Origin of the sequence: Galactobacter sp. (genome assembly GCF_022712295.1) — a bacterium.
GTDB lineage: Bacteria > Actinomycetota > Actinomycetes > Actinomycetales > Micrococcaceae > Galactobacter.
Window position 1 is genome coordinate 1 of sequence record NZ_JALAGT010000049.1, and the last position, 26,050, is coordinate 26,050.

Consider the following 26,050-nt stretch of genomic DNA (forward strand, 5'->3'; position numbering starts at 1 on the left):
GTTCGTCCTCACCCTCGTCGTGATCGTGGTGGTGGGGTTGGTGCTCTCCGCAGCGGGACGTCTGGGCAGGGCCCCCAGTGCGGAGTTCACGTTGATCCCGGTGGACGATGCAGGGGTGACCGGGCTCCTGGGCCTGGCGCTGGTGCTGAGAGCCTTCTCCACCGGATCGGCCGCGCTCACGGGAGTCGAGACGCCCATCTCGGGTGTCACCGAGCTGGCCCGCCAGCGGGCCGTGAATGCCGGCCGGGTGCTGGTGTGTTTGGGCCTGACCGCGACGGCGCTGACGTTGGGCGTGATGTGGTTGGCGAGGGCCACTGGGGTCAACGTCGTGGAGGATCCCTCGACCCAGCTTTCCCTGCACGGCGCGGCCGTCGAGGACTACGTCCAGGCCCCGGTCCTGTCCCAGCTGACGCAGGCCGTGTTCGGCAGCGGCTGGCCGGTCATTGCCTTCGGCGCCGTCACGGTGCTGGTGCTGTTGGCCGCAGGGCTCTCAGGTTTCGGTTCCTTCCCTCGCCTGGCTTTCCACCTGGCCACGGATGGCTATCTGCCTCGGCAGCTGCGCACCCGCGGTGACCGGATGGGATTCTCCAACGGGATCCTGGTGCTCGCAGCCTCCGCTCTGGTGTTGGTACTGGCCACGGGGGCGCATCTGTCCGTGCTGGTGCAGCTGTACGTGGTCGGTGTCTTCGTCTCCTTCACGCTCTCCCAGGCGGGCATGACGCGGCATTGGACACTGCGGCTGCGCGCGCTTCCGCGTGGAGCAAGGAAGTCGGCACTGCATCGGCGGCGGGTGCTCTCCGTGGTGGGGGCCACCCTGAGCCTGTTGGTGCTGGCCGTGGTGCTCATCACCAAGTTCACCCATGGCGCCTGGCTGGCCGTGGTGGCCATCGTGGTGCTCACCTTGGGGATGACGCGGATTCACGCACATTACATGCGGGTGGACGCCGAACTCGCGGTGGCGGAGGGAACCGACGGCACCGCACCGGAGACCTCCCTGCCCTCCCGGGTCCACGCTTTGGTCCTGGTCTCCACCGTGCGTAAGCCGGTCCTCCGGGCCCTCAGCTACGCCAGGGCCACGAGACCCCACCACCTCGAAGCGGTGCTCGTCGACAACGACCCGGAGAAGACCTCGCGAGCCGTTGAAGCGTGGACCGCGCTGCGTCTACCCACACCGCTGACCGTGCTGGCCTCCCCGTATCGGGTGATGCTCCCGCCGCTGCTGAACCACATCAGGCGGCTGCGCCGCAAGGGCCCACGTGATCTGGTGGTCGTGTACCTGCCGGAATATGTGGTGGGGCACTGGTGGGAGACACTGGTCCACAATCAGGCCGGTATCCGTTTGAGGTCTCGGTTGCGCAGGGAGCCGGGAGTCGTCCTGGCCACGGTCCCGTGGCAGTTGAGCGGGCAGGCCGCCGCCGCGGTCACGCCGGAGCGGACGCCGGGCCACACGCTTGAGGGACCACACGCTTCAGGCACCACACAAGAGCATGCAGAACGAGACGGGGGAATGAGCCAGTGACCGAGCAAGTGCACGCCGACCAGGAGCCACGCGACGCCGAGGTCGTGGAGGTGGAACTCACCGACATCGCCAAGGACGGTCCTGTGGTGGGACGCGTGGACGGGCGTGCGGTCTTCGCCCGGCACGGGGCACCGGGTGAACGCGTTCGGGTCAGGCTGGATCCGCACAAGCCCAAGGCTCGCTGGCTGGCAGGCGACGTCATCGAGGTGCTCTCGGCATCGGAGCACCGGGTCCCGCACGTGTGGCCGCAAGCGGACGTCTTGCTGCACGGTCCGGACGAGGTCCCGGGAGGCGCGGAGTTCGGACACCTGGAGCTCGCCTATCAGCGGGAGCTGAAGGGGCGGATTCTCGAGGGGCAGCTGAGCAGGCTGGCCGGGATCGACGCCGCCGACCTCGGCTTCACCGGCGTGGAACCGGCCCTGGAGGAGTCGGCGGACGGGCTGCACTGGCGCACCAGGTCAGCCTTCGGCGTGGATGCCGGGGGCCGCCTGGCCATGCGCGCCCGCGCCTCACACCGCATGATCCCCACCCCGGAATTCCCGTTGGCGGTGGCGGCCGTGGACCGGCTCGGGCTCGGGGACCTTGACCTGAGCGGCCTGGAGCGGGTGGAGGTGGCCGTACCGACCCAGGGTCAAGCGCTGGTCCTGCTGGTGCCGGAAACGCGGACCAGTGCTCCTCGGCAGGCCCGCGGACGCCGCGGTCGTGGTCCTCGCCCCGTATCTGCCCCCACCAGGACCGGCCTGGCGGCGGTGGAGCGCGTGGCGGCCTCGCTGCCCGACGGCGTGGCGGTGGCCTCGTTGGTCCAGACCGGTGGCGCCGCTGCCGACGGCGCGGGGTCCTTGACCCCGCTGCGCGGAGCGACCGACCTGATCGAACGCGTCGAGGGGTTCGACTTCAGGGTCACGGGGGAGGGCTTCTGGCAGGTACACCGAAGCGCGCCGGTCACTCTGACCAGGGCCGTGTTGGATGCGGTCGGAGCGGAGCAGGGACAGGCGGTCGCCGACCTCTACGGTGGGGCGGGCCTCTTCAGCGTGCCACTGGCACAGGCCGTCACCGGCAGTGGGAAGCTCGTGTCCATCGAGGGCGCACCGGGTACCCACCGGGATGCCGAATACAACCTGCGCCGATTCCCGCAGGCCACCGCTGTGCAAGGACGCGTGGAACGCGTCCTCGAGACCGACGCGGAAAAGTACAACGCAGTGGTGCTCGATCCGCCCCGTGCGGGAGCCGGCGTTCGCGCGGTCTCGGCCATCGCCGCGTCGGGCACGGACACGGTGGTCTACGTGGCATGCGACCCTGCAGCCCTGGCCAAGGACGCGGCACGTCTGGCGGAGGCAGGCTACCGGATGAGTCGAATCCGCGGATTCGACCTGTACCCGCACACCCACCATCTGGAGTCCGTGGCCGTGTTCACCAAGGCCTGAGAATGGCGCACGGGAGTCGTGACGCAATGCGGCGTGTCGCCCAGGGACGATGGCCGTTTGCGACCGTTGCGTAACCCGAACGATCGCGTGTCGAGATTCGGGGGTTGACATTGTTAGAATGGGGAAGTATCTCCGTCGCGCTTCTCTTGCGTTTCATGGTGAGGTGACCCTCACTGGCAGGGGTGGGCTGCGACCATCATGATGGAGTGAAAGCGAGAGGAGTCCCATGACCAACGTGGACAGCTTTGGTGCCAAGGGCGTATTGGACGTCCAGGGGACCGAATACGAAATTTTCCGTCTGAACGCCGTGGAAGGCGCAGACAAGCTGCCGTACAGCCTGAAGGTGCTGCTGGAGAATCTCCTGCGGACCGAGGACGGCGCAAACATCACAGCAGATCACATCAAGGCCCTGGCCAACTGGGATCCGGACGCCGAGCCCAGCGTGGAGATCCAGTTCACGCCTGCCCGCGTGATCATGCAGGACTTCACCGGCGTTCCCTGCGTCGTCGACCTCGCCACCATGCGTGAGGCCGTCAAGGACATGGGCGGCGACGCCTCCCGCGTCAACCCGCTGGCCCCCGCCGAGCTGGTCATCGACCACTCGGTGCAGATCGACACCTTCGGCTCCGAGGCTGCCCTCGATCGCAACATGGAGATCGAGTACCAGCGCAACGGCGAGCGTTACCAGTTCCTGCGCTGGGGCCAGACCGCCTTCGATGACTTCAAGGTGGTTCCCCCGGGAACCGGCATCGTTCACCAGGTCAACATCGAGTACCTGGCACGCACCGTCATGACCCGTGAGGTGGACGGCAAGCTGCGCGCGTACCCCGACTCCTGCGTCGGAACCGACTCCCACACCACCATGGTCAACGGCCTGGGTGTGCTCGGCTGGGGCGTGGGTGGCATCGAGGCAGAGGCTGCCATGCTCGGCCAGTCCGTCTCCATGCTGATCCCTCGCGTGGTGGGCTTCAAGCTCTCCGGCTCCATCCCGGCTGGCGCCACCGCCACCGACGTGGTGCTGACCATCACCGAGATGCTGCGCGACCACGGCGTGGTCGGCAAGTTCGTGGAGTTCTACGGCGAGGGCGTCGCGGCCGTGCCGCTGGCCAACCGCGCCACCATCGGCAACATGTCCCCGGAGTTCGGCTCCACCGCCGCCATGTTCCCGATCGACCAGGTCACCCTGGACTACCTGCACCTCACCGGCCGCAGTGACGAGAACCTGGCTCTGGTCGAGGCCTACACCAAGGAGCAGGGCCTCTGGCACGACGCCTCCAAGGAAGCCAAGTACTCCGAGTACCTCGAGCTGGACCTCTCCACCGTGGTTCCCTCCATCGCCGGCCCCAAGCGCCCGCAGGACCGCATCGTCCTGACGGATGCCAAGGAGCAGTTCCGCAAGGACATCCACACCTACACGCAGGATGAGGACGCGCTCGGCCTCGGCCGTCCGTCCAAGTCCGTGGACGTCACGATGGAAGACGGTCGCGAGTTCGCGCTGGATCACGGTTTCGTGTCCATCGCCTCCATCACCTCCTGCACCAACACGTCCAACCCCTCCGTCATGCTCGCCGCGGCCATCCTGGCCCGCAACGCCGTGAAGAAGGGCCTCGCGGCCAAGCCGTGGGTCAAGACCTCCGTGGCCCCCGGTTCCAAGGTCGTCACCGACTACTACGAGAAGTCCGGTCTGATCCCGTTCCTCGAGGAGCTCGGCTTCTACATCGTGGGCTACGGCTGCGCCACCTGCATCGGTAACTCCGGTCCGCTGGAGACCGAGATCTCCGAGGCGGTCCAGGCCAACGACCTCACCGCCACCGCGGTGCTCTCCGGTAACCGTAACTTCGAGGGCCGCATCAACCCGGACGTGAAGATGAACTACCTGGCCTCCCCGCCGCTGGTCATCGCCTACGCCCTGGCAGGCACCATGGACTTCGACTTCGAGAACGACGCCCTGGGGCAGGACGCTGACGGCAACGACGTCTTCCTCTCCGACATCTGGCCCAACCCGGTCGAGGTCCAGGAAGTCATCGACGCCTCCATCGACCGCGACATGTTCTCCAAGGACTACGCCTCCGTCTTCGACGGTGACGAGCGCTGGCGCTCCATCGACACCCCCGAGGGCAACACCTTCGAGTGGGCCGACGAGTCCACTTACGTCCGCAAGCCCCCGTACTTCGAGGGTATGGAGTCCACCCCGGCTCCGGTGCAGGACATCGATGGCGCCCGCGTGCTGCTCAAGCTGGGCGATTCGGTCACCACCGACCACATCTCGCCCGCAGGTTCCTTCAAGTCGGACACCCCGGCCGGTAAGTACCTGATCGAGCACGGTGTGGATCGCAAGGACTTCAACTCCTACGGCTCCCGCCGTGGTAACCACGAGGTCATGATCCGCGGTACCTTCGCCAACATCCGCATCAAGAACCAGCTGCTGGACGGCGTCGAGGGTGGCTTCACCCGCGACTTCACTCAGGCCGACGCCCCCCAGTCCTACGTCTACGACGCCGCTCAGAACTACCAGGCCGAGGGCACCCCGCTCGTGGTCCTGGCCGGTAAGGAGTACGGCACCGGATCGTCGCGTGACTGGGCAGCCAAGGGCACCGCACTGCTTGGCGTTCGCGCAGTCATCGCTCAGAGCTACGAGCGCATCCACCGCTCCAACCTGATCGGCATGGGCGTTCTCCCGCTGCAGTTCCCCGAGGGCGAGTCCGCTGACACGCTGGGCCTGGACGGCACCGAGACCTTCGCGGTCTCCGGCGTCACCGCGCTCAACGATGGCTCCACCCCCAAGACCGTCCACGTGACGGCCACCGCCCAGGACGGTAAGGTCACCGAGTTCGACGCCGTGGTGCGTATCGACACCCCCGGTGAGGCCGACTACTACCGCAACGGCGGCATCCTGCAGTACGTGCTGCGCAACATCGCCGCAGAGGCCTGATCCAGGTCTTACCCACGAGGGCCCGGTCCCTCCCCTGATACTCAGGGGAGGGACCGGGCCCTCGTGCTAGTAGAGTTGATCTCCGTGATGAATCGGCAGCCGATCAGTGCCCGCGTGGTTCCGCAGCGTCCTCGTAGGCCGGAGCCGCTGGTTCCGGGGGAGCGCGTCGTGACGCGGGCCTGGAAATACGACGGATACGCGCATTGGGTCGTGGACGGCGTCGCCCTGGGCTCCGACGACGACGGAGAGTGGATCTATCAACCGGCCGGCTCCTTCGTGGCTCGCCCCGGCGCCGCCTTCACGGCAGGCGACGATGCCGTGGTCCTCATCCCTGACACGGGGGAGTGGATCGCGACCTTCCACGCAGGTGTGCGCCGTAACGGACTGCTGATCTACATCGACGTGTCCACCGAGATCGGCTGGTCACCTCTGGCTTCCGGGGAATGGGAGGTCCACTCGGTGGACATGGACCTGGACGTCGTGGAGCGGGCAGGGCAGGACGTCTATCTGGACGATGAGGACGAGTTCGAGCAGCACAGCGAAGAACTCGGCTACCCACAGGAGTTGATCCACGCCACGCGAGCCGAGGCGGCCAAGCTGCTGGCCGCCGTCGGGCACCACACACCACCGTTCGACGGGCGCGCGAAGGCGCGCTTCGCTCAAGGCCGCGCCCTGCTGGGGCGCTGAAGGAAAGAAGAGGGCACAGCATGGCGATTTTGCGCACGTACCGCACTGAGGAGGACGGGAGCCTGAGCTTCCGCGAGGCGTGGTACGACGAGGAGACGGCTCAGTTCGTGATCAACCGGGGCCCTGTAGGGCGACTTTCCGAGACCCCGGTGGTGGAGGACGACCTGACTCCGGAGGCCGGCGAGGGACTGCTGGCCGCCTTCGCGGAGTCCTGTGAGACCGATGGATACCGTGAACTGGCCGTCGAGGAGCAGTCCTGGCTGCACGTTCGTTTCCCACTCAAGCACGCCGAGCCACAGGCGCGTGACCGCTCCCTGCGCGACGCCGTGGTGTCGGGTTTGACCGGTCACCTGGCCTGGCGCGGCCTCGGAACCGTGGAGGCCTCGGTGTTCGGCGCCTCAGGGCTCACGGTCACGGTGCTCACGCCTGCCCCCAAGCTTGCGGTGAAGGCCGTCATGACGTGCCTGCGGGAGACCGTCCGCTCCGACGTGAACCGTGCCGTGATCGCAGTGGCGGCTGGCTCCGAACCGGCCGACGCCAGGGTCAAGCAGCCGCAGCCCTACCGGGGTTCCTTCCCGGTGGACGAGGAGACCGTCAACGAGTTGCAGGAGCAGAACTGACATGACCGACATGCCCACCACCCGTCTGGGGAATTCGGGGCTGACCGTCTCGCGGATCGGCCTCGGTTGCAACAACCTGGGACGTTCCGGCACCGCGACGCTGGACCAGGATGGAGCGGACGCGGTGGTCCACGCTGCGCTGGACGCCGGAATCACCTTCTTCGATACCGCAGACAACTACGGTGTGGAGGCCGGGCTGAGCGAGACCCGTCTGGGAAAGGCCCTCGGCTCGCACCGCGACGAGGTGGTCGTCGCCTCCAAGTTCGGCATGGATGTGCGCGGGGCCAACGGGCCGGACTTCGGCGCGCGCGGCTCCCGACGCTACGTTCTCACGGCGGTCGAGAACTCCCTGAGACGTTTGGGAACCGACCACCTGGATCTCTTCCAGTTCCACACTCCCGACCCGGCCACCCCCATCGAGGAGACGCTCTCCGCCCTGGACACGTTGGTGACTTCCGGCAAGGTGCGTTACATCGGGCATTCGAACCGGGCCGGCTGGCAGATCGCCGAGGCCGAGTTCGTGGCCCGCGAGCTGGGGACGGAGCGCTTCATCTCCGCGCAGAACCACTACAACCTGATCGATCGGCGTGCGGAGCTCGAGGTGCTTCCCGCATCCCGCGCCTACGGCCTCGGCGTGCTGCCGTACTTCCCCTTGGCCAACGGCCTGCTGACCGGCAAGTACTCCTCTGGCCAGGCCCCGTCAGGCAGCCGGCTCTCGCATTCGCGCCAAGAGGTCTTGGAAAGCGCGGACCTGGATCAGCTGGTGGCTTTCGGTGAGTTCGCCGCAGCACGGGGACTGTCCGAGGTCATCGTCGCCTTCGGGTGGCTGCTGGCTCAGGATCCGGTGGCCTCGGTGATCGCCGGTGCCACGCGCCCGGAGCAGATCGCGCAGAACGCCGAGGCATGGACCTGGACTCCCACGGCCCAGGAACTGGCGGAACTGGACGCGATCTTCCCAGCCCCTCAGCCCATCGCGTTGTTCTGAGCCGACCAGGATTCACAGCCTCCGGTGCCCGACACGCACGCGAAGGATCACGATTTGATCACGTACGGTGCGTAAAGTGGTCGGACACTGGCGGTCTCCTTCCCCGACCTCCGGCACACAGACTCGTCCGTATCCGCCTGCGGCTGGTGTGCCAGGGACTCTATGATCACTTTCGACCACGTCACCAAGGTCTACGACTCGCGTGAGCGCCCTGCGCTGCGCGACGTGGACCTCACGGTGGACCGCGGCGACTTCGCCTACCTCGTGGGACCTTCGGGTTCGGGTAAGTCCACCTTCATCAGGCTGGTGCTGCGTGAGGAACAACTCACCAGCGGTTCCGTGTATGTCGCCGGGACCAACGTGGATCGACTGCCTGGGTGGAAGGTTCCGCTGCTGCGCCGCAACATCGGTGTGGTGTTCCAGGACTTCCGACTCCTGCCGGGGAAAACCGTGTTCGCGAACGTGGCGTTCGCCATGCAGGTGATCGGTAAATCCCGCGCCATGATCAAGGAGACCGTACCCGAGGTGCTGGCCACCGTCGGCCTGGAGAAGAAGGAACAACGCCTCCCGCACGAACTCTCCGGCGGAGAGCAGCAGCGCGTGGCGATCGCCCGTGCCGTCGTCAACCGTCCCGCCATACTGTTGGCGGACGAGCCCACAGGCAACCTGGATCCGGAAACCAGTCTCGGGATCATGGAAGTGCTTGAACGCATCAACCAGAACGGCACCACGGTGGTCATGGCCACGCACGATGACGAGATCGTGAACTCGCGCCGTCATCGAGTCATCGAACTCGACGGTGGCGTGGTGGTACGTGACGAGGCCAAGGGTGAGTACCACGCCTCGGGCGTTTCCCACATCGCGGGCGCGCCTGCTCTGGCGCCCTTCGACAGCGAGGAGGACGAGATATGAGACTCTCCTTCGTGCTCAGCGAGATCTTCACAGGGCTGCGTCGCAACCTGTCCATGGTGCTCTCCGTTATCCTGGTCACCTTCGTGTCGCTGACCTTCGTGGGTGCATCGGGACTGCTGCAGTCCCAGGTGAACCAGATGAAGGATTACTGGTACGACAAGGTCCAGGTCGCCATCTTCATGTGCAACTCGACCTCGGTCTCCAGCAACTGTCCTGTGGGTTCCGACGGGCAGCCTGCCGAGGTCACGGACGCTCAGCGTGACCACATCGAGGAGCTGCTCAACTCCGCGCAGATGAAACCGTACGTCGACTCGTTCGCCTACGAGTCGCCGAAGGAAGCTTTTGAACACTTCCAGGACCAGTTCTCCAATTCCGACATCGCGTCGTCGGTGACGGAGGACCAGCTCCCCGGCTCGTTCCGCGTGAAATTGGTTGACCCCGAGAAGTATCCCGTGATCAACGAGCAGTTCTCCTCCCAGCCAGGGGTGGACTCGGTTGCGGACCAGCGCGACTACCTCGACACCGTCTTCAAACTGATCAATGTGGCCTCCGTCGTCGCGATCGTCATCGCGGTGGTGATGCTGGTCTGCGCGGTGTTGATGATCGCGACCACCATCAGACTCTCCGCCTTCTCCAGACGTAGGGAAACAGGGATCATGCGGTTGGTCGGTGCCTCCCGCACCGTCATCCAACTGCCCTTCGTCCTGGAAGGCGTGATCGCCGCCGCGATCGGAGCGATCCTGTCCTCGGCGGTGCTCTGGGCGGTGCTCCAGTTCGTGGTCCAGGACCGCCTCGCGCCGGAGAACCCCGGCGTCGCTTTCATCGGCGTGGAACAGATGTGGTGGGTGGCTCCGGTCCTCATCCTCATCGGCGTGGTGTTGGCCGGCCTCTCCTCAGTCCTGACCTTGAGGCGATACCTTAAGGTTTAGTCCCTCCGTCCGCCTCGGGCCCCGCCCGACCGATCCCGATCCATCCCGGTGTCTTCCCCACCAGCCGGAAAGGAACTCCTCGTGAGCTCGAAATCTGTCATGTCTCGGTCCACCCAGCCCACACGTCGGGCGGCGTCGAGAAAGCCGGCCAAGCTGGCCCGCGCCGTCCTCGGTTCCCTGCTGGTCGGTGCGTTCACCTTCGGGGCGGGCGTGGTACCGGCCCAGGCCGACAAGTTGGATGACAAGAAGGCCCAGATCGACAAGCAGGTGAAGGGCACACAGGAGGACCTCGAGGGCTTGCACGCGGAGGTCCAGACCACGGCAGACCAGCTGAAGTCCTACCAGGACAAGGTGCCTGCGGCCAAGCAGCGGGTCAGCGACGCCGAGGCCAAGGTGGCTGCCGCCCAGCGGGAGCTCACCGCGTTGCAGAACCGGCTCACCGCAGCGAAGAAGGACCAGGCCGATCTGGAAGCCAAACGGGAACGCAATGCAGCCGCGCGTGCCGAGAACGAGCAAGCGGCCGGTCAGATCGCATCGCAGGCCTACCGCCAAGGTGGACAGAGCAACAACAACCTGTCCATGCTCTTCTCCGGCGCGGACCCCTCGGACATGGCGACGTCCATGGAAATGGCGAACCGTGCTGCGGAGTCGCGCAACAAGAAGATCGCGAACCTGCGCTCGGCTGATGCGACCAACCGGAACAACGAGGCCCGGCTGAAGACCATCGCCGCTGAGATCGAGGATCTCAAGGAGCAGGCGGACGCCGCCCTCAGCCGGACTCAGGCTGCCCGCAGCGAGGCGCAGCAGGCCAAGGCCACCTTGGATTCCCTGGTGTCCAAGACCTCTGCGACTCAGAAGCGGCTCAAGGGTGAGGTCGCCTCGGCCAAGGGCCGACTCGACAAGCAGCGCAGCGAGCAGAGGTCCATCGACGCGCAGATCAAGGAACGCCAGGAGCGCTTGAAGCGTGAGGCGGAGGAACGGGCACGTAAGGCCCGTGCGGAGGCCAAGAAGAAGGCTGCCGCGGCAGAGAAGGCGCGCCAGGCTCGCGCGGCCAATGCGGCGAAGCTGCAGCGTCAGGCGGCCGCTGCGCAGACCAGGGCCAACACGGCCACGAGCAACGCGACTCCGTCCGGTTCCGTGCAGAAGTCCTCGTGGGGCCTCATCGTCCCCTCGACCGGCGGCTACATCTCCTCCGGATTCGGCTGGCGGCCCACGCCGGCAGGCACCATCGACTATCTCGGCACGGGCGGCTACGTCCACGGCGGGCAGGACTGGGGCTACGGCGGGCAATGTGGGGCACCCATCAAGGCCGCTGCCGCGGGCACGGTGCGAGAAGCCGGCTCCAAGAGCACCCACGGCATCGTGGTCTCCCTGGACCACGCGGTCGTGAAGGGCCACGCCCTCACCACCAACTACCACCACATGTCCAGGGTGGCGGTCAGCGTCGGTCAGAAGGTTCAGCAGGGCCAGACCATCGGCTACGTCGGCACCACGGGCAACTCCACCGGTTGCCACCTGCACTTCGAGACCATCGTGGACGGTAGCTACCGCAACCCGCTCGGACTCCTTCCGTGACCCGTTGGGAATTCCCAACCGACAAGCGCTAAAATGGTGACTTCCGCGCCCAGCAACGGGCGTCGGCACCGCTGACAGCGGTGGAGCACCAGTAGACGAGGGGGACACGGCCATGGCCAAGACCAAGAAGAAAAAGGTCGACGACCCACGGAACCTCGTTGTTGCCACGAACCGTAAGGCGCGCCACGACTACACCATCCTGGACACCTGGGAGGCCGGCATGGTCCTCACCGGTACCGAGGTGAAGTCGCTGCGTGAGGGGAAGTCCTCCCTGGTGGACGGCTTCTGCCAGTTCTACCGTGACGAGCTCTACGTGGAGCAGATCTACATCCCCGAATACCTGAACGGCTCCTGGACCAACCACGCCGCCCGGCGTCGTCGCAAGCTCTTGCTTCATCGTGACGAACTCGCCAAGATCCAGCGGAAGGTGGACGAGGCCGGTCTGACGATCATCCCGTTGCGGCTGTACTTCAAGGAAGGCCGCGCCAAGCTGGAGATCGCGTTGGCCCGTGGTAACCGGGAATACGACAAGCGTCATGCGTTGCGAGCCAAACAGGACAACCGTGAGGCCCAGCGGGCCATGCGTGCTGCCAACCGGCGCGGCGGCATCTCCTGAGTCCGTATCCGAGGCACCGCTGAACGTGTCTTCCGGAGAGGACGGGCTGCGGGAATGAACTGCCCATGAAGTGCGTTAGACTTGATGTATTCCGCGTGAGAGCGCGGGACGGTTCGACGGGAAGCCTGAAAGGTAGAACGTCGTGACAACCACATACGGGGCCGATCGGTTTCGACGATGCAGTCGTTGATCAGGGGAAGCGGGCCGAGGATGCAGAGTCATCTCGTCAACGCTCTCTGCAAAACCATAAGTGCCGAATCCAAGCGCACTGACTTCGCTCTCGCTGCCTGATAATCGCAGCCAGTAGCAGTCCGTCAGACCCAGGATGCTATCGCCTGGGATCCTGACGTCAGCTAGGTAGCCACTGCTTCACCACCCGCGTCACGGGGGTGGTGAGGGACACCCACCGTGACTGTGCCCAGAGATATCCACGAATCGCTCGTTCTGGTGACGGTTCATGGGGCAGAGAAATCTCAATCAGGAATGCGCCCGGAGAAGACCTGGCATCACAGCATCGGACGCGGGTTCGATTCCCGCCGGCTCCACCTGTCAGACCCCCCGTCGATCCTCGGATCGACGGGGGGTCTTGTCGTGTCCGCAAGGTTGGCCTCCGTGGCGTGTTCGGTTTGTGCGCCCTGGCAAATCCACGTAGCTTCTTTGATGAGCACTAACACCGATACGTATTCAGGCGCCCGCCCGAGAGCGGCTCTGACGGAACAGGAGCATCATGACCACCCCCAACGGCTGGCAGGGACAGAACAACCCGGCCCATCCCCAGCAGGCGCCCTCCTCGGCCTCTGCGCACCACCCGGCGGGTCCGGCGGGGTACGGCGCTCCTGCACCCGGCCAGGGCGCTCCTGGAGCTCCTCAAGGGTACGGGCAGCCCGGAGCCCAGTACGCGCAGCCCAAGCCCAAGGCTCCTGCCGACACCGCCAAGATCTTCAACCTGGCCGGGCTGATCGCCCTTGGCGTGGCTCTGGTCCTGGTGATCCTCGGGCTGATCTTCACCCTGACGGGCACCAGCTCCCACTCGGAAGAGGACTACGACCAGACCTACGTCGAGGTCAAGAAGCTCTACTACGTCGGCCAGACGTTCCTGTCCACCGGTATCGGAGTCGCTGTGGTCGGCGCCGCGGCGTACGTGGGCAGCCTCATCCAGGGTCTGACGGCACAGCTGAAGAAGTAACCGGCTCCACACGTATCGACGGCGGGGCACCATGACTCGAAGGTCGTGGTGCCCCGCCGTCGTCGTGTCCGGGGAAGGCAGCGGAGCAGCGCCGAAGGAGATCAGCGGGGGATCGGCGTGGGCGTCGGCTCGTCGTCCAAGGTCCCGAGGACGGAGAGCACCTCGTCATGCAGCAGGGAGTTGGTGGCCAGTGCGTTGCCTCCGAACGGCCCGTCCTCGCCCTGCAAGGAGGTGAAGCGGCCGCCGGCCTCCGTCACCAGGGGAACCAGTGCGGCCATGTCGTAGAGGTTCAGCTCGGGCTCCGTCGCGATGTCCACGGCCCCTTCTGCCAGCAGCGTGTAGGAGAAGAAGTCCCCGTAGCCGCGGGAGCGCCAGATGCGGTCCTGAAGGTTCAGCATCCCGTCGAGATGACCGTTCTCCCGCCACCCGGTCAGTGAGGAATAGGAGAGTGAGGCATCCTCGAGCCGGGAGACCTTGGAGACCCGGAGGCGGCGGGACTGTGCCAGGGAACGGCCCACATAGGCCCCCTGATCCTTGGCGGCCCACCATCGCCGGTTGAGCGCCGGTGCGGAGACCATGCCGACCACGACCTCGCCCTCCTCCACCAGGCCGATCAGGGTGGCCCACACGGGGACGCCACGGACGAAGTTCTTGGTCCCGTCGATGGGATCGATGATCCAGGTACGGTCGCTGTGCCCGGAGGTGCCGAATTCCTCGCCGTAGACGGCATCGCGCGGGCGGGCGCGTCCCAGGTGCCCACGGATGGATTCCTCGGCGCGTTTGTCGGCATCGGTGACAGGCGTCAGATCGGGTTTGGTCTCCACGACCAGGTCGGAGGAGTGGAAGCGGCGCAGCGTCACCTCGTCGACGGCTTCCGCCATGAGATGGGCCAGGTGCAGATCGTCGGAATGGCTCGCCATGGATCCCATGCTAGTGGTTGCCGAGTTCCTTCTCCGCCTGGGTGTCGTCCTGTCGTGATGCCAGCAACCGGCGGAGGGACTCCAGCCGGGCCGCACCGAAAACGCCCGCATGCCCGGAAGCGACCCAACCGTCCAACGCGCACCCGGGCGAGTCCTCGGCATGGGTGCATCCTCGCGGGCAGTCAGCAGTGGCATCCACCAGGTCCTCGAAGGCGTTCACCACGCCCTCGGGAGGCACATGGGCCAACCCGAAGGAGCGCACACCAGGTGTGTCCACGATCCAGCTTCCTGGATTTGCACCCGGCAGCTTCAGGGCGATCGCGGAGGAGGAGGTGTGCCGCCCGCGTCCCGTGACCGCGTTGACGTGACCCGTGGCGCGGCCCGCACCGGTCAGGGCATTGACCATGGTGGATTTGCCCACCCCGGAGTGGCCGAGGAGGGCGGAGATGTGGCCGTCCAGTTCGCTGCGCAAGGCTTCGACGGCCTCGGACGAGAGCGCCGGATTCTCCACGTTCTCGTCGTCGGAGCGGGAGACGATCACACGTGAGACCAACGGCGTGTAGCACCGCACCAACTCGGAGGGCTCACGCAGGTCCGCCTTGGTGATCACCAGGACGGGGGTGATCCCGGCATCGTGAGCCGCAACGAGCGCACGGTCGATGAATCCGGTGCGGGGTTCGGGATCGGCCGCCGCGACCACGATGACCAGTCTGTCAGCATTGGCCACCACAACGCGTTCCACCTCGTCGGTGTCATCGGCACTGCGCCGCAGGAGGGTGGAACGATCCTGGATCCGCACGATCCGGGCCAAGGACCCCTGCGCCCCTGAGGTGTCTCCGACCATGCCCACGAGGTCACCGGGCACGATGGCCTGGCGCCGCAATTCGCGGGCACGCATGGCCTGCACCGTGCGCTCACCGGCATCACCCTCGTTCACCACGCTCTGATAACGCCCGCGATCCACGCCGATGACTCTGGCGAGCACGGCGTTCTCGTGTTTGGGTCGGTCCTTGCTGCGCGGCTTGGAACCACGCTTGTTGGGCCGGATCCTGACGTCGGACTCGTCGTACTCGCGACGGCTCACGCGACGTCTCCTGTCGGCGTGCCTGCTGTGGCGAGCATCCGCTCCCACATGTGGACGAAATCCGGCATGGTCTTGGAGGTGGTGGCCACGTCCCGAACCGAGACGCCTGGGATCCTCAGCCCCACCATGGCTCCGGCGGTGGCCATGCGGTGGTCCTCGTAGCTCTCCCAGACCGCGCCGTGCGCGGTTGCGGCGCCCGGGGTGATCTCCAGGCCGTCCTCGAGCTCTCGTGCCTGGATCCCCACGCGGGCCAGTTCGGCGACGAGGGCGGCCAACCGGTCGGTCTCGTGGCCCCTGAGGTGGGCTATGCCCGTCAGCCGACTGGGGCCGTCGGCCAGAGCGCACAGCGCGGCCAGGGTCGGCGCGAGTTCGCCGGTATCGGCGAACTCGCCGCCGGCGATGCCGCCGTCACCGCTGACCTGCAACGAGCCGTCGGGCAGGCGTTGAACCCGCGCGCCCATGCGCGGTAACAACTCCTCCCAGAGCGCACCGATCTGGGTGGTGGTGGCGGGCCAATGCGGGATGCGGACCGAGCCCCCGCAGATCAGCGCCGCCCCGAGGAAGGGGCCGGCGTTGGAGAGATCCGGTTCCACGACGACGCGGCCGGGGGAGGGAACCCCCGGTTCCACGCGCCACGAGCGATGATCGGGGGCGGCCGAGGCCGTGATGCCCGCCGCGCGCAGTACGTCGAGGCTCATCCCGATGTGCTGGGGGCTGGGTAGTGAGGATCCCGTGTGGCGCAGCGTGAGTCCATGGGGGAGCAGGGGCGCAGCCAACAACAGCGCAGAGACGAACTGGCTGGATCCGGAGGCATCGATGCTGACCTCGCCGCCCACGACCGCCTCGTTACCGGTGACCGTGAACGGGAGGAAGCCTTCCTCACCGCCGTCCACGTGGGCGCCCAAGGCGCGCAGCGCCTGCAGGACGGGACCCACCGGCCGACGACGCGCGGCGGCATCGCCGTCGAAGGTCACCGGGCGGCGCTGAAGCGCCGCGAGGACGGGGACGAAGCGCATGACGGTGCCGGCCAGCCCGGTATCGATGCTGACCGGGTCGGAGCCGGCTTCCGGGCCCAACGGCAGCGGTGAGACCGTCCAGACGGGGCTGCCGTCCCGAGTGCTCTCGGTGATGCCGGATCCCAGTCCGGTCAGGGCGCGCTGCATCAGGCGTGAGTCCCGGGAGTCCAGGGGCGCCACGACCTCCACGGGATCCCGCGCCAACGCCGCCACCAAGAGGTGCCGATTGGTCAGCGACTTGGAACCGGGAATGGCCACGGTGGCATCGAGCGGTCCTGGGGAGACCGGCGCGGGCCACGGGTCGGGGACGGGCACTCGGCTCATGCGTCCTGGGAGGAGTCCGCGGCGCTCTTGACGGCCTTGGCCGCACGCGCCTCGGCCCGATCGGCCCGACGCTGCGCCCGTTTGGTGGCCTTGGCTGCGTTCGCCTTCACGGCCTTGATCTTGTTGCGGGAGCCGCCGTCGACGCTGGCCACGAGGGCGCCGCCCACCAGCCCTGCCCGGGTCACGGCCGTGGTCACGAGATTCCCCTGCGTCTTGGCCGCGGAGAGGTCCCCGGGCAAGGTGGCCGCCTGAGTCGCAACGATCAGCGCCGCGGAGAGACGTGGGGCCTTGCCCAGGGCCAGTAGGAGGGAGGCGCCGGCCTCGACGCCACCCACCGTGCGCGTGAAGAGTTCCGGACGATCCGCGAGGGCCCGCAGTGCCGGGAAACGGCGCGCAAGCCGTTCCAGCTGTGGGCGCAACGACGCGGCGGTGGCGCCGGGAGTGCGGAGCCGGGACACGGCGTCTGCCACGAAGGGTGCGGCCAGGAGCGGACGGGCGATGGTACGGATCGGCGACATGTTTCCTCCGGATTGATTCGGCGTGTGGACTCCTCCATCATCCCACGCGGTTGGTGGGCCCGCGGAATATCCGCGGCGCAAGGAAACGTTGTACCGAATGTGGAAGCGACCATGACCCCCGTGCAGACGCACGTAGACTCGGCCGGGATGAGTACCTCAGAGACCCCTCCGGTGGACGTCGCCACGGAGACCGAGGAAGAACGACGCTCCCGTTTCGAACGGGATGCCCTGCAATACGTTGACCAGTTGTACTCGGCCGCGTTGCGGATGGCCCGCCATCCCTCAGACGCCGAGGACCTGGTGCAGGAGGCCTACGCCAAGGCGTACGCGTCCTTCCACCAGTACAAGCCGGGGACCAACCTGAAGGCGTGGCTGTACCGGATCCTGACCAACACCTACATCAACCTGTACCGGAAGCGCCAGCGTGAGCCCAAACGCTCGGGGACGGAACAGGTCGAGGACTGGCAGCTGAGTCAGGCCATAGACCACCACGACCCGGGTTTGCGCTCTGCGGAGGCGCAGGCGTTGGATCATCTGCCCGATTCGGACGTCAAACACGCTCTGCAAGCGATCCCGGAGGACTTCCGGCTGGCCGTGTACTTCGTGGACATCGAGGGTTTCCCGTACAAGGAGGCAGCGGAGATCCTCGAGGTGCCGATCGGCACCGTGATGTCGCGGCTGCACCGCGGGCGCAAGCAATTGCGGGAACTGCTGAGCGACTACGCCGCGGAGCGCGGCGTCGACGTCGGGGCGGCAGCGAAGAAACGGGCACAGAAAACCAAGACCAAGGACGCAGGAAAATGAATCACGCGACAGCATCCGCTGAAGGAGACGAACTCGAACGCTGTGGGAGTTCGGCCGATCCCGACACCAGGATGGAGCGGATCCATGACTACCTCAACGGTGCGCTGAGCTGGGAAGAGCTGCTGCAGCTGCAGGAGCACCTCGCCGAGTGCCCGGAATGCGCTCAGCAGTACGACCTCGAGTGCATCATCCGCTCCGTGGTGGCCCGCTCCTGCCATGAAGCCGCGCCCGCCGCCTTGCACGCCCGCATCAAGGTCCGGATCGAGGAGATTCGCGTCAGCGAGGGGCACTGAGACATGACAAGGGCCGACGGCGTGTGGTGACCACACGCCGTCGGCCCTTGTTCCGGGCGTCCGACAAGGACGCTCGACGATCAGGCGTTGGGACGCTTGCCGTGGTTGGCGCCGCCGTGCTTACGGCTGCGACGCTTGCGTGCGCGCTTGCTCATGGTGCTTCTCCTTCGCTTCAGTCGGATTCTCGTGCGGGGTCACTACGCCGGTCACGGCGGGCGGACACCCGAGGTCAACTCATCCATTCTCCCACGAGGCGGGAGACCTGAGGAAACCGGGGTCATTCCTCCGGTTCGGTGATCCCCAGCCAGGGGTACCAGCCGCGGTGAAGAACCAGCCACGCGATCAAGCCGTGTCCCTGCTGGGACGGCACCCCTCGGTGCGCGGCCAGGTCGGCACGGAACTGCTCATGGCCCTCGAGCGGCGTGAACGTGTCCACGTAGAAATGGTTGCGACGGGTGGTGACGTCCCCGAAGGCCGTGGACAGCTGGCTGATGCGTTTGTTGCGTTCCGGGTCCAGGGTGGGCGGCGGGCCCACCACGAAGGCGGAGAGGCTCAGTTGCGTCGCGGCATCGAGGATGTTGGCCAGGTTGAGGCGTGAGCGAGCGGTGGAGACCCCGTGCTCCTCATCGGCCGTGGACAGTGCCACGACCACTCGGTTGGCCCCGTCCGGATCGAAGCGTTGCTGGGCCTCGCCCAACCAGCGCCCGGCCAATTCCTCGGTGGTCTCCTTGGGCGAGGCCAGAACGTAGGGCTCCAGCTGCACCTGGTCGCTCGGGGTGCGTGCCAGCACGCGACCGAACCATCCGAGGCCGCGCGGGTCCCCGTGACCGGCCAAGAGTTCGTCGCCGATGGCAACAAGACGCAGGGAACGGGTATCCACGGTTCAGGCTTCCTTCACGGGTTGGGGGCTATGCGCCCGGCGCCGGGCCTGAGGCCCGGCGCCGGGGGAGTGCTCACATGGTCTCAGGCCTGGAAGGCCTCGGTGAGGATCTGCTCCAATTCCGCATCGTGTCGCTTGTGCGATCCCGTGGAAGGCGCGGCGGAGGCGGGACGGGAAACCAGGGCGACCGTGCGGTCGAGGCCGGGCACCAGGTTCAGTGCCATGAATGGCCACGGCCCCTGGTTGGCGGGCTCGTCCTGCACCCAGCGCACCGTGGCGTTGGGGTACTTGGCGAGCTCGGCCTCGATCGCTTCGGCGGGCAGCGGGTACAGCTGCTCCACCCGCACGATGGCGGTCTTGGTGTCGCCGGCGGCCTGCTGGCGGGCCAACAGGTCGTAGTACAGGCGACCGGAGACCAGCAGAACGCGTTCCACGCTCTCGGAGCTGGCGACCGCGGCGTCGGGGATGACCGGCTGCCACTGACCCTGCGTGAACGCCTCGATGGGCTGGGCGGCCGCCTTGAGCCGCAGCAGCTGCTTGGGGGTGAACACGATCAGGGGCTTGCGGGGGCGCAGGTGGGCCTGCCGACGCAGCGCGTGGAAATAGTTGGCGCCGGTGGTCGGGTTGATGACCCGCATGTTCTCCTCTGCGCACAGCTGCAGGTAGCGCTCGATGCGAGCGGAGGAGTGGTCCGGGCCCTGACCCTCGTAGCCGTGCGGCAGCAGCAGCACCAGCGAGGAACGCTGGTTCCACTTCTGCTCGCCTGCGGAGATGAACTCGTCCATGACGGTCTGGGCGCCGTCGGCGAAGTCGCCGAACTGAGCCTCCCAGAGCACCAGTGCGTCCGTGCGCTCCACCGAGTAGCCGTACTCGAAGCCCATCACCGCGTACTCGGAGAGCGGGGAGTCGTAGATCATGAACGGCGCCTGGTCGTCGCTGATCTGACGCAGCGGGGTCCACTCGTCGTCGTTGTTGCGATCGTGGAAGACCGCGTGGCGGTGCACAAAGGTGCCGCGACGGGAATCCTGGCCGGTGAGACGCACCGGGATGCCCTCCTCCACGATGGAGGCGAAGGCGATGGCTTCCGCCATACCCCAATCGATGTTGCCCTCTGAAGCCATCTTCAGGCGGGAATCCAGCACGCGCTTGAGCTTCGGGTGGACCGTGAAGCCCTCGGGGACGTCGGCATGGGCCTGGCCCACACGGGCAACGCGCTCCGGGGAGATCGCGGTGTCGTGCGCCCGGGGGTCCTCGGGCTGCTCGGCCTCGGACTGGGCGCGGGGGGAGTCCAGTCCATTGACGCCGCTGGCATCCAGCGCGGGAACCGAGGTGGTCTGGGCCACGTGGGTCTCCACGAACACGGTCTCGAGCCGGGCCTTGTAGTCGGCGACGACCTGATCCGCCTCGTCCTGGGTGATGTCACCGCGGCCCACGAGGGCCTCGGTGTACAGGCGGCGGGTGGAGCGCTTGGCCTCGATCAGGTTGTACATCAGCGGCTGCGTCATCGACGGGTCGTCGCCCTCGTTGTGTCCGCGGCGGCGGTAGCAGATGAGGTCGATGACCACGTCACGGTGGAAGCGCTGGCGGTACTCGAAGGCCAACTGGGCCACGTGCACCACGGCCTCGGGATCGTCTCCGTTGACGTGGAAGACGGGGGCCTGGATGAACTTGGAGATGTCGGTGGTGTACTCCGCGGAACGCCCGGAGGCCGGGGGAGTCGTGAAACCGACCTGGTTGTTCACCACCACGTGGATGGTGCCACCGGTCTTGTACCCTCGCAGCTGGGAGAGGTTCAGGGTTTCCGGAACCACACCCTGGCCGATGAAGGCCGCGTCGCCGTGGACGGCGATCGGCAGCACGGAGTAGCCGTTCTCGCCGCGGTCGATGACGTCCTGCTTGGCGCGGGTGATCCCCTCGAGGACCGGGTTCACGGCCTCCAGGTGGGAGGGGTTGGCGGCCAGGTAGATCTTGGTCGAGTTACCGGACTCCGAGGTGAAGGAACCCTCGGTACCCAGGTGGTACTTCACGTCGCCGGAACCCTGCACGCCTGCCGGATCCTGGGTGCCCTCGAATTCGCGGAAGACCTGGGCGTAGGTCTTGCCTGCGATGTTGGTGAGCACATTCAGGCGGCCACGGTGGCTCATGCCGATGGCGGCCTCGTCCAGTCCTGCATCGGCGGCATCGGAGATGATGGCGTCCAGCAGCGGGAGCAGGGATTCGCCGCCCTCGAGCGAGAAGCGCTTCTGGCCAACGAACTTGGTCTGCAGGAAGGTCTCGAAGGCCTCGGCCTGGTTCAGCTTGCCCAGGATGCGCAGCTGCTCGTCGTGGCCGGGGGCCTCGTAACGCCGCTCCAGCTTGTCCTGGAACCACTCGCGCTGCTCCGGATCGGAGATGTGCATGTACTCGATGCCGGAGGTGCGGCAGTAGGCGTCACGCAGCACACCGAGGATGTCACGCAGCTTGAGGCGGTCCTTGCCGCCGAAACCACCGGTGACCCACGTGCGGTCCAGGTCCCAGAGGGTGAGGCCGTAGGTCTCGATCTCCAGGTCGGGGTGGGAACGCTGCACGTAGACCAGAGGGTTGGTGTCCGCCATCAGGTGGCCACGCTCGCGGAAGGCGTGGATCAGCTGCTGGATCCGGGCCACCTTGCTCAGCTGCAGCTCGGCGTCCACCTGGTTGTCGCGGTTCCACCGGATGGGGGCGTAGGGGATGCGCAGGGCCTCGAAGATCTCGTCCCAGAAGGCATCCGAGAGCAGCAGCGTCTCGATGGCCTTCAGGAACTCGCCCGAGCCCGCACCCTGGATGACGCGGTGGTCGTAGGTGGAGGTCAGGGTGATGATCTTGCCGACACCCATGGCGTCGATCATGGCCTGGGAGGAACCGCGGTACTCGGCGGGCACGTCGAGCGCACCGACGCCGATGATGGCGGCCTGGCCCTTGGACAGGCGGGGCACGGAATGCACCGTGCCGATGCCACCGGGGTTGGTCAGGGAGACCGTGGTGCCGGCGTAGTCGGCGGCGGTGAGCTTGTTGTTGCGCCCACGAGCGATCAGGTCCTCATAGGTGTGCCAGTAGGTGGCGAAGTCCATGGCCTCGGCCGCCTTGAGGTTCGGCACCACCAGCGAACGGGATCCGTCAGGCTTGGGGATGTCGATGGCGATGCCGAAGTTCACGTGCGGGTTGTGCACGGCGACCGGCTTGTTGTCCTTCACGTCGTAGGAGACGTTCATGGACGGGTTGAGCTTCAGCGCGCGGATGACGGCGAAGCCGATCAGGTGTGTGAAGGAGATCTTGCCGCCGCGGGCACGGCGCAGGTGGTTGTTGATGACCACGCGGTTGTCGATCAGGAGCTTGGCCGGAACGGCACGCACCGTGGTGGCGGTGGGGACCTCGAGGGAGGCCTCCATGTTCTTGGCGATGGCCTTGGCCGGACCCTTCAGGACCTGCAGCTCGATCTCCTCGGAGGGACCGGAAGCCTTGGGCTTCTGCGGGTCTGCGGGGACGGCGGCCTGCGTCGACTTGTTGGTGCGCACGGAGGCGGAGCTGCTGGCACGGTTGCTCGCTGCGGCCGAGGGCGCGGCCGGCTTGGTAGCGGCCGCCGGCTTGGGCGCGGGGGCCCCGGCCTTGGCCGGTGCAGCGTTGGCCGATGCAGCGTTGGCGGGTGCCTTCTGGGCGGGGACCGGAGCGGCGGGAGCTGCGGCGGCGGGCGCCGCGGCTTCGGTCGCAGCGTGCTTCGGTGCAGCAGGGGCTGCTGCAGCAGTCTGGGTGGCTTCAGCGGCGGAGAGCTCCTCGAAGACGCTCCACCACTTCTTGTCCACGGAGTTCTTGTCTGCCAGATATTGCTGGTAGAGCTCCTCGACGAGCCACTCGTTGTCACCGAAGAGTTCGGTCAAGCGGTGGTTGGAAAGTTCTGGCACGCTGATTACGCCTCGTTTCGCAGGTGCTTGTGCGTCTGGGGCCCACTTGTCGGTGGGCAGCCTGGCTACCACGCCGAAAATGGACACGCTCATTTTGACACCTCACTTTAGCCACTCCGGAGGCGGCACACCCAATCCTGGAGGGTGATTCCTGTGGGTTTCTGAGTTCGACAACTTGTAGAAGTTGATCGAGTCTGTTAAATGCCGTGTTCGGTGGGTTGGTCTCGGCATCGTGCCGGGTATGATGGTTCGACTATGGACGACCACTCTCTGTGCCGGCCAGTCGCCTCCTGGCGACGTCGCGCCGGCGCCCCAAGGACCCGCCCCCGCTCCGCCAGTAGAACGGAGCCCTCTAGTCCGAATACACGGACACTGACTTGCCTTGCCGCGGTTGACGTCGCGGTGACGGGAGCCTGGGGGGTGCGTAAGTAGATGGAATGGCTCCTCCTCGCTGTCGGCCTCGTACTCATCCTGGGTACGGCCTTCTTCGTCGCCGTCGAATTCTGTTTCGTGGCCCTCGACGTCACCTCGGTGCAACGTGCGGTCGATTCGGGTGATACGCATCTCAAACCCCTGCTGAAGTGCCTGCGAACCCTCTCGACTCAGCTTTCCGCGGTGCAGCTGGGTATCACCCTGACCACGCTGCTCACCGGCTATGTGATCGAACCGAGCCTGGGAAAACTGCTCAAGCCGCTCTTCGACGGCATGGGGCTCAACGACGCGACCTCCGGTGCAACGTCACTGGTGGTGGCCATGATCGTGGCCACGTTCCTGTCCATGTTGCTTGGCGAACTGATTCCCAAGAACCTGGTGATCGCGGAACCGCTGAGGATCGGCCGCTATCTGGCAGGACCACAGTTGGTCTTCACCGCCGTTTTCAAGCCGATCGTGCTGCTGCTCAACGGCTTTGCCAACAAAGTGCTGCACTTGATGGGGATCGAGGCCAAGGAAGAGCTCTCCGGGGCGCGTACCCCCGCCGAACTCTCCAGCCTCCTGAAGCGATCTGCTCAGCTGGGTACGGTCGAGGCTGACACGGCCCGCTTCCTGGAGCGCACGTTGGTCTTCGGTGAGCGCAGTGCTGCCGACGTCATGACGCCACGCATCCGCATGGAGACGGTCCAGGCGGAAGATCCTCTCGATGAGGTCATCGAGACCGCCCGTCGCAGTGGCTATTCCCGCTTCCTCGTCATCGACGAATCCCCGGACGAGGTTCGGGGCGTTGTGCATGTGAAGAAGGCCGTGTCGGTCCCACGCGATCGGCGCGACGAACTCGTCGCAGCGACCATCATGTCCGACGTGGCCTCCGTTCCGGAGACCGTGCATCTGGACGATCTGATCGGCGTGCTGCGGACGGCCAATCTGCAGATGGCCGTGGTGCTCGATGAATACGGCGGCACCGCAGGCATGGTGACGTTGGAGGACCTGGTTGAAGAGATCGTCGGCGATGTCGCGGACGAGCACGACCGGCGTCCGGCCGGTGTGCTGCAGTCGGCAGACGGCAGTTGGTTCTTCCCCGGACTGCTGCGTCCCGACGAGGCAACGGAACAGATCCCGGGCCTCGTCGCGGAGGAAGGGCCCGACTACGAGACCATGGGTGGGCTGATCATGACGCGGCTGGGGCGCATCCCGGATCGTGGAGACGAGGTGGCGTCGGAAGGCGGAGTGCTCAGGGTGAGCGCGATGGACGGGTTCCGTGTGGACCGCATCGAATTCGTTCCGGATGCACCTCAGCAGCCGACCCCCTCCAGGCCGGCTGAGGTGCCCTCGGCGGCCGCCGACGACGTGGCGGGGGGTGCGGCATGAGCGACTGGATGGGATTGATCTGGCTCGTGGTGCTGCTGCTCGGCAACGCCTTCTTCGTCGGAGCCGAGTTCGCGGTGATGTCCGCGCGCAGGTCTCAGATCGAGCCGCGCGCGGAGGCGGGGTCCAAGCGGGCCAAGACCGCCCTCTACGCCATGGAACATGTGACCATCATGCTGGCCGTGTGCCAGCTGGGTATCACGGTCTGTTCGCTGTTGATTCTCAACGTCTCCGAACCGGCCATTCACCATTTGATCGCGGGACCGCTGGTGTCCTGGGGTCTGCCGCACGGTCTGGCCGACACCGTCGCGTTCATCATCGCCCTGGTGCTGGTGACCTTCCTGCACGTGAGCCTCGGCGAGACGGTACCGAAGAACATCTCGGTCTCCGCTGCGGACAAGGCCGTGTTGATCCTCGCCACACCGCTGCACTGGGTCGCCGTGGCGATCAAGCCGGTCACTCGTGCGCTGAACTGGCTGGCCAACCATGCGGTCAGGGCGCTGGGCGTTGAACCCAAGGACGAGGTGTCCTCGACGTACACGCTGGAGGAGGTGCAGTCCATCGTGGAGGAATCCACCAAGCAAGGCCTGGTGGAGGATGACGCGGGACTGCTGCACTCCGCGTTCGAGTTCACGGAGGAGACCGTCGGGTCCATCGCCGTGCCCTTCGACGACGTCGTGACGCTGCCGGTGGGCACCACGCCTGACGAATTCGAACGCGTGGTGGGGCGGACCGGATTCTCCCGTTTCGTGATGGTGGAAGACGACGGCCAACTGGCCGGCTACCTGCACCTGAAGGACGTCATGACGATCCCGGAGGCGCGTGCGGATCACCCCATCCCGCTGTCCAGGATGCGTTCGCTGTCCAACTTCCACACGGACGTCGAAGTGGAGGACGCGCTGGAGACCATGCAACGGATGCGGACCCACGTGGCTCGCGTCCTGGACGCCGAACACCGGACGGTGGGGATCCTGTTCTTCGAGGACGTGCTGGAGAAGCTGGTGGGCACCATCAACGATGTGACTCAGCAACACGGCGCTCGGCGCTATTCGCTCGGTCAGGAGTACTGAGCACCGCCACGTGGCCGGTAGGATGAGAACAATTCTCAT

21 protein-coding genes and 1 other RNA gene are annotated in these 26,050 nt (G+C 66.4%); 16 read left to right on the forward strand and 6 right to left on the reverse strand.

The genetic code is table 11. The annotated features are described in order from the left end of the window. The 12 genes from Q0A15_RS03545 to Q0A15_RS03600 form a co-directional block, all read left to right on the forward strand. Positions 1-1,519: APC family permease (locus tag Q0A15_RS03545; RefSeq protein ID WP_291278160.1), on the forward strand; the 1,519-nt coding region annotated here is incomplete at its 5' end. Continuing rightward, positions 1,516-2,943: a class I SAM-dependent RNA methyltransferase gene (locus Q0A15_RS03550; RefSeq protein WP_291278161.1), complete on the forward strand. Its 1,428-nt coding sequence runs from the start codon at positions 1,516-1,518 to the stop codon at positions 2,941-2,943. The genes Q0A15_RS03545 and Q0A15_RS03550, both read left to right, overlap by 4 nt. Before the next feature lie 226 nt (positions 2,944-3,169). Then, positions 3,170-5,875 carry an aconitate hydratase AcnA gene (gene acnA / locus Q0A15_RS03555; RefSeq protein ID WP_291278162.1) on the forward strand — a complete coding sequence of 902 codons (2,706 nt, stop codon included), beginning with the start codon at positions 3,170-3,172 and terminating at the stop codon, positions 5,873-5,875. An 87-nt stretch (positions 5,876-5,962) separates the two neighbouring features. Further along, positions 5,963-6,562, forward strand: coding sequence for a DUF402 domain-containing protein (locus Q0A15_RS03560; RefSeq protein ID WP_291278163.1), 600 nt, complete (start codon positions 5,963-5,965; stop codon positions 6,560-6,562). A 20-nt stretch (positions 6,563-6,582) separates the two neighbouring features. Beyond that, positions 6,583-7,182 (forward strand): hypothetical protein, encoded by a 600-nt coding sequence (locus Q0A15_RS03565; RefSeq protein ID WP_291278164.1) that lies wholly within the window; start codon positions 6,583-6,585, stop codon positions 7,180-7,182. Between the two features lie 10 nt (positions 7,183-7,192). Next, positions 7,193-8,167, forward strand: coding sequence for an aldo/keto reductase (locus tag Q0A15_RS03570; RefSeq protein ID WP_291278191.1), 975 nt, complete (start codon positions 7,193-7,195; stop codon positions 8,165-8,167). Between the two features lie 162 nt (positions 8,168-8,329). After that, positions 8,330-9,079 (forward strand): cell division ATP-binding protein FtsE, encoded by a 750-nt coding sequence (ftsE, locus tag Q0A15_RS03575; protein WP_291278165.1) that lies wholly within the window; start codon positions 8,330-8,332, stop codon positions 9,077-9,079. Next, positions 9,076-10,008, forward strand: coding sequence for a permease-like cell division protein FtsX (gene ftsX / locus Q0A15_RS03580; RefSeq protein WP_291278166.1), 933 nt, complete (start codon positions 9,076-9,078; stop codon positions 10,006-10,008). Before ftsE ends, ftsX begins: the two co-directional genes overlap by 4 nt. Positions 10,009-10,089: 81 nt before the next feature. Beyond that, on the forward strand, positions 10,090-11,583 hold the full coding sequence (locus Q0A15_RS03585; RefSeq protein WP_291278167.1) for a peptidoglycan DD-metalloendopeptidase family protein: 1,494 nt from the start codon (positions 10,090-10,092) through the stop codon (positions 11,581-11,583). Positions 11,584-11,695: 112 nt separating this feature from the next. Then, entirely contained in the window at positions 11,696-12,199 is a 504-nt protein-coding gene (gene smpB / locus Q0A15_RS03590) for an SsrA-binding protein SmpB (protein WP_291278168.1), read from the forward strand. Between the two features lie 157 nt (positions 12,200-12,356). After that, positions 12,357-12,747, forward strand: a transfer-messenger RNA (tmRNA) gene (gene ssrA, locus Q0A15_RS03595). 179 nt (positions 12,748-12,926) lie between these two features. Beyond that, positions 12,927-13,385 carry a hypothetical protein gene (locus tag Q0A15_RS03600; protein WP_291278169.1) on the forward strand — a complete coding sequence of 153 codons (459 nt, stop codon included), beginning with the start codon at positions 12,927-12,929 and terminating at the stop codon, positions 13,383-13,385. Between the two features lie 101 nt (positions 13,386-13,486). Here the strand turns inward: Q0A15_RS03600 and hisN are convergent, their stop codons facing one another. From hisN to Q0A15_RS03620, 4 genes are read right to left on the reverse strand one after another with little or no spacing between them, the layout of a single operon-like run. Further along, entirely contained in the window at positions 13,487-14,314 is an 828-nt protein-coding gene (gene hisN / locus Q0A15_RS03605; protein ID WP_291278170.1) for a histidinol-phosphatase, read from the reverse strand. Between the two features lies 1 nt (position 14,315). Then, positions 14,316-15,389: a ribosome small subunit-dependent GTPase A gene (rsgA, locus tag Q0A15_RS03610; protein ID WP_291278171.1), complete on the reverse strand. Its 1,074-nt coding sequence runs from the start codon at positions 15,387-15,389 to the stop codon at positions 14,316-14,318. Next, entirely contained in the window at positions 15,386-16,729 is a 1,344-nt protein-coding gene (gene aroA, locus Q0A15_RS03615) for a 3-phosphoshikimate 1-carboxyvinyltransferase (protein WP_291278172.1), read from the reverse strand. Before aroA ends, rsgA begins: the two co-directional genes overlap by 4 nt. Further along, positions 16,726-17,247 (reverse strand): DoxX family membrane protein, encoded by a 522-nt coding sequence (locus Q0A15_RS03620; RefSeq protein WP_291278173.1) that lies wholly within the window; start codon positions 17,245-17,247, stop codon positions 16,726-16,728. The genes aroA and Q0A15_RS03620 overlap by 4 nt, the downstream gene beginning before the upstream one ends. Positions 17,248-17,394: 147 nt before the next feature. Between Q0A15_RS03620 and Q0A15_RS03625 the strand changes: the two genes are divergently transcribed. After that, entirely contained in the window at positions 17,395-18,051 is a 657-nt protein-coding gene (locus Q0A15_RS03625; protein WP_291278192.1) for a sigma-70 family RNA polymerase sigma factor, read from the forward strand. A 71-nt stretch (positions 18,052-18,122) separates the two neighbouring features. Continuing rightward, the gene (gene rsrA / locus Q0A15_RS03630; RefSeq protein ID WP_291278193.1) at positions 18,123-18,344 is read left to right on the forward strand and encodes a mycothiol system anti-sigma-R factor; all 222 of its coding nucleotides are present in this window, start codon (positions 18,123-18,125) and stop codon (positions 18,342-18,344) included. 277 nt (positions 18,345-18,621) lie between these two features. Here rsrA and Q0A15_RS03635 read toward each other — a convergent pair whose 3' ends face one another. Together Q0A15_RS03635 and Q0A15_RS03640 are read right to left on the reverse strand one after the other, a co-directional pair. Further along, a complete protein-coding gene (locus Q0A15_RS03635) occupies positions 18,622-19,224 on the reverse strand; it encodes a GDSL-type esterase/lipase family protein (RefSeq protein WP_291278174.1) in 603 nt (200 codons plus the stop codon). Positions 19,225-19,307: 83 nt separating this feature from the next. Beyond that, positions 19,308-23,141 (reverse strand): multifunctional oxoglutarate decarboxylase/oxoglutarate dehydrogenase thiamine pyrophosphate-binding subunit/dihydrolipoyllysine-residue succinyltransferase subunit, encoded by a 3,834-nt coding sequence (locus tag Q0A15_RS03640; RefSeq protein ID WP_291278175.1) that lies wholly within the window; start codon positions 23,139-23,141, stop codon positions 19,308-19,310. 432 nt (positions 23,142-23,573) lie between these two features. Between Q0A15_RS03640 and Q0A15_RS03645 the strand changes: the two genes are divergently transcribed. Further along, positions 23,574-24,944 carry a hemolysin family protein gene (locus Q0A15_RS03645; protein ID WP_291278176.1) on the forward strand — a complete coding sequence of 457 codons (1,371 nt, stop codon included), beginning with the start codon at positions 23,574-23,576 and terminating at the stop codon, positions 24,942-24,944. Next, on the forward strand, positions 24,941-26,011 hold the full coding sequence (locus Q0A15_RS03650; protein WP_291278177.1) for a hemolysin family protein: 1,071 nt from the start codon (positions 24,941-24,943) through the stop codon (positions 26,009-26,011). Before Q0A15_RS03645 ends, Q0A15_RS03650 begins: the two co-directional genes overlap by 4 nt. The last annotated feature ends 39 nt before the right edge of the window (positions 26,012-26,050 follow it).

Excerpts from the sequence above, each read along its gene's own strand:
- acnA (WP_291278162.1), top strand. The coding sequence starts at position 3,170 with ATGACCAACGTGGACAGCTTTGGTGCCAAGGGCGTATTGGACGTCCAG.
- Q0A15_RS03560 (WP_291278163.1), top strand. The coding sequence starts at position 5,963 with ATGAATCGGCAGCCGATCAGTGCCCGCGTGGTTCCGCAGCGTCCTCGT.
- Q0A15_RS03565 (WP_291278164.1), top strand. The coding sequence starts at position 6,583 with ATGGCGATTTTGCGCACGTACCGCACTGAGGAGGACGGGAGCCTGAGC.
- Q0A15_RS03570 (WP_291278191.1), top strand. The coding sequence starts at position 7,193 with ATGCCCACCACCCGTCTGGGGAATTCGGGGCTGACCGTCTCGCGGATC.
- ftsE (WP_291278165.1), top strand. The coding sequence starts at position 8,330 with ATGATCACTTTCGACCACGTCACCAAGGTCTACGACTCGCGTGAGCGC.
- ftsX (WP_291278166.1), top strand. The coding sequence starts at position 9,076 with ATGAGACTCTCCTTCGTGCTCAGCGAGATCTTCACAGGGCTGCGTCGC.
- smpB (WP_291278168.1), top strand. The coding sequence starts at position 11,696 with ATGGCCAAGACCAAGAAGAAAAAGGTCGACGACCCACGGAACCTCGTT.
- Q0A15_RS03600 (WP_291278169.1), top strand. The coding sequence starts at position 12,927 with ATGACCACCCCCAACGGCTGGCAGGGACAGAACAACCCGGCCCATCCC.
- hisN (WP_291278170.1), bottom strand. The coding sequence starts at position 14,314 with ATGGGATCCATGGCGAGCCATTCCGACGATCTGCACCTGGCCCATCTC.
- aroA (WP_291278172.1), bottom strand. The coding sequence starts at position 16,729 with ATGAGCCGAGTGCCCGTCCCCGACCCGTGGCCCGCGCCGGTCTCCCCA.
- Q0A15_RS03620 (WP_291278173.1), bottom strand. The coding sequence starts at position 17,247 with ATGTCGCCGATCCGTACCATCGCCCGTCCGCTCCTGGCCGCACCCTTC.
- Q0A15_RS03625 (WP_291278192.1), top strand. The coding sequence starts at position 17,395 with ATGAGTACCTCAGAGACCCCTCCGGTGGACGTCGCCACGGAGACCGAG.
- rsrA (WP_291278193.1), top strand. The coding sequence starts at position 18,123 with ATGGAGCGGATCCATGACTACCTCAACGGTGCGCTGAGCTGGGAAGAG.
- Q0A15_RS03645 (WP_291278176.1), top strand. The coding sequence starts at position 23,574 with ATGGAATGGCTCCTCCTCGCTGTCGGCCTCGTACTCATCCTGGGTACG.
- Q0A15_RS03650 (WP_291278177.1), top strand. The coding sequence starts at position 24,941 with ATGAGCGACTGGATGGGATTGATCTGGCTCGTGGTGCTGCTGCTCGGC.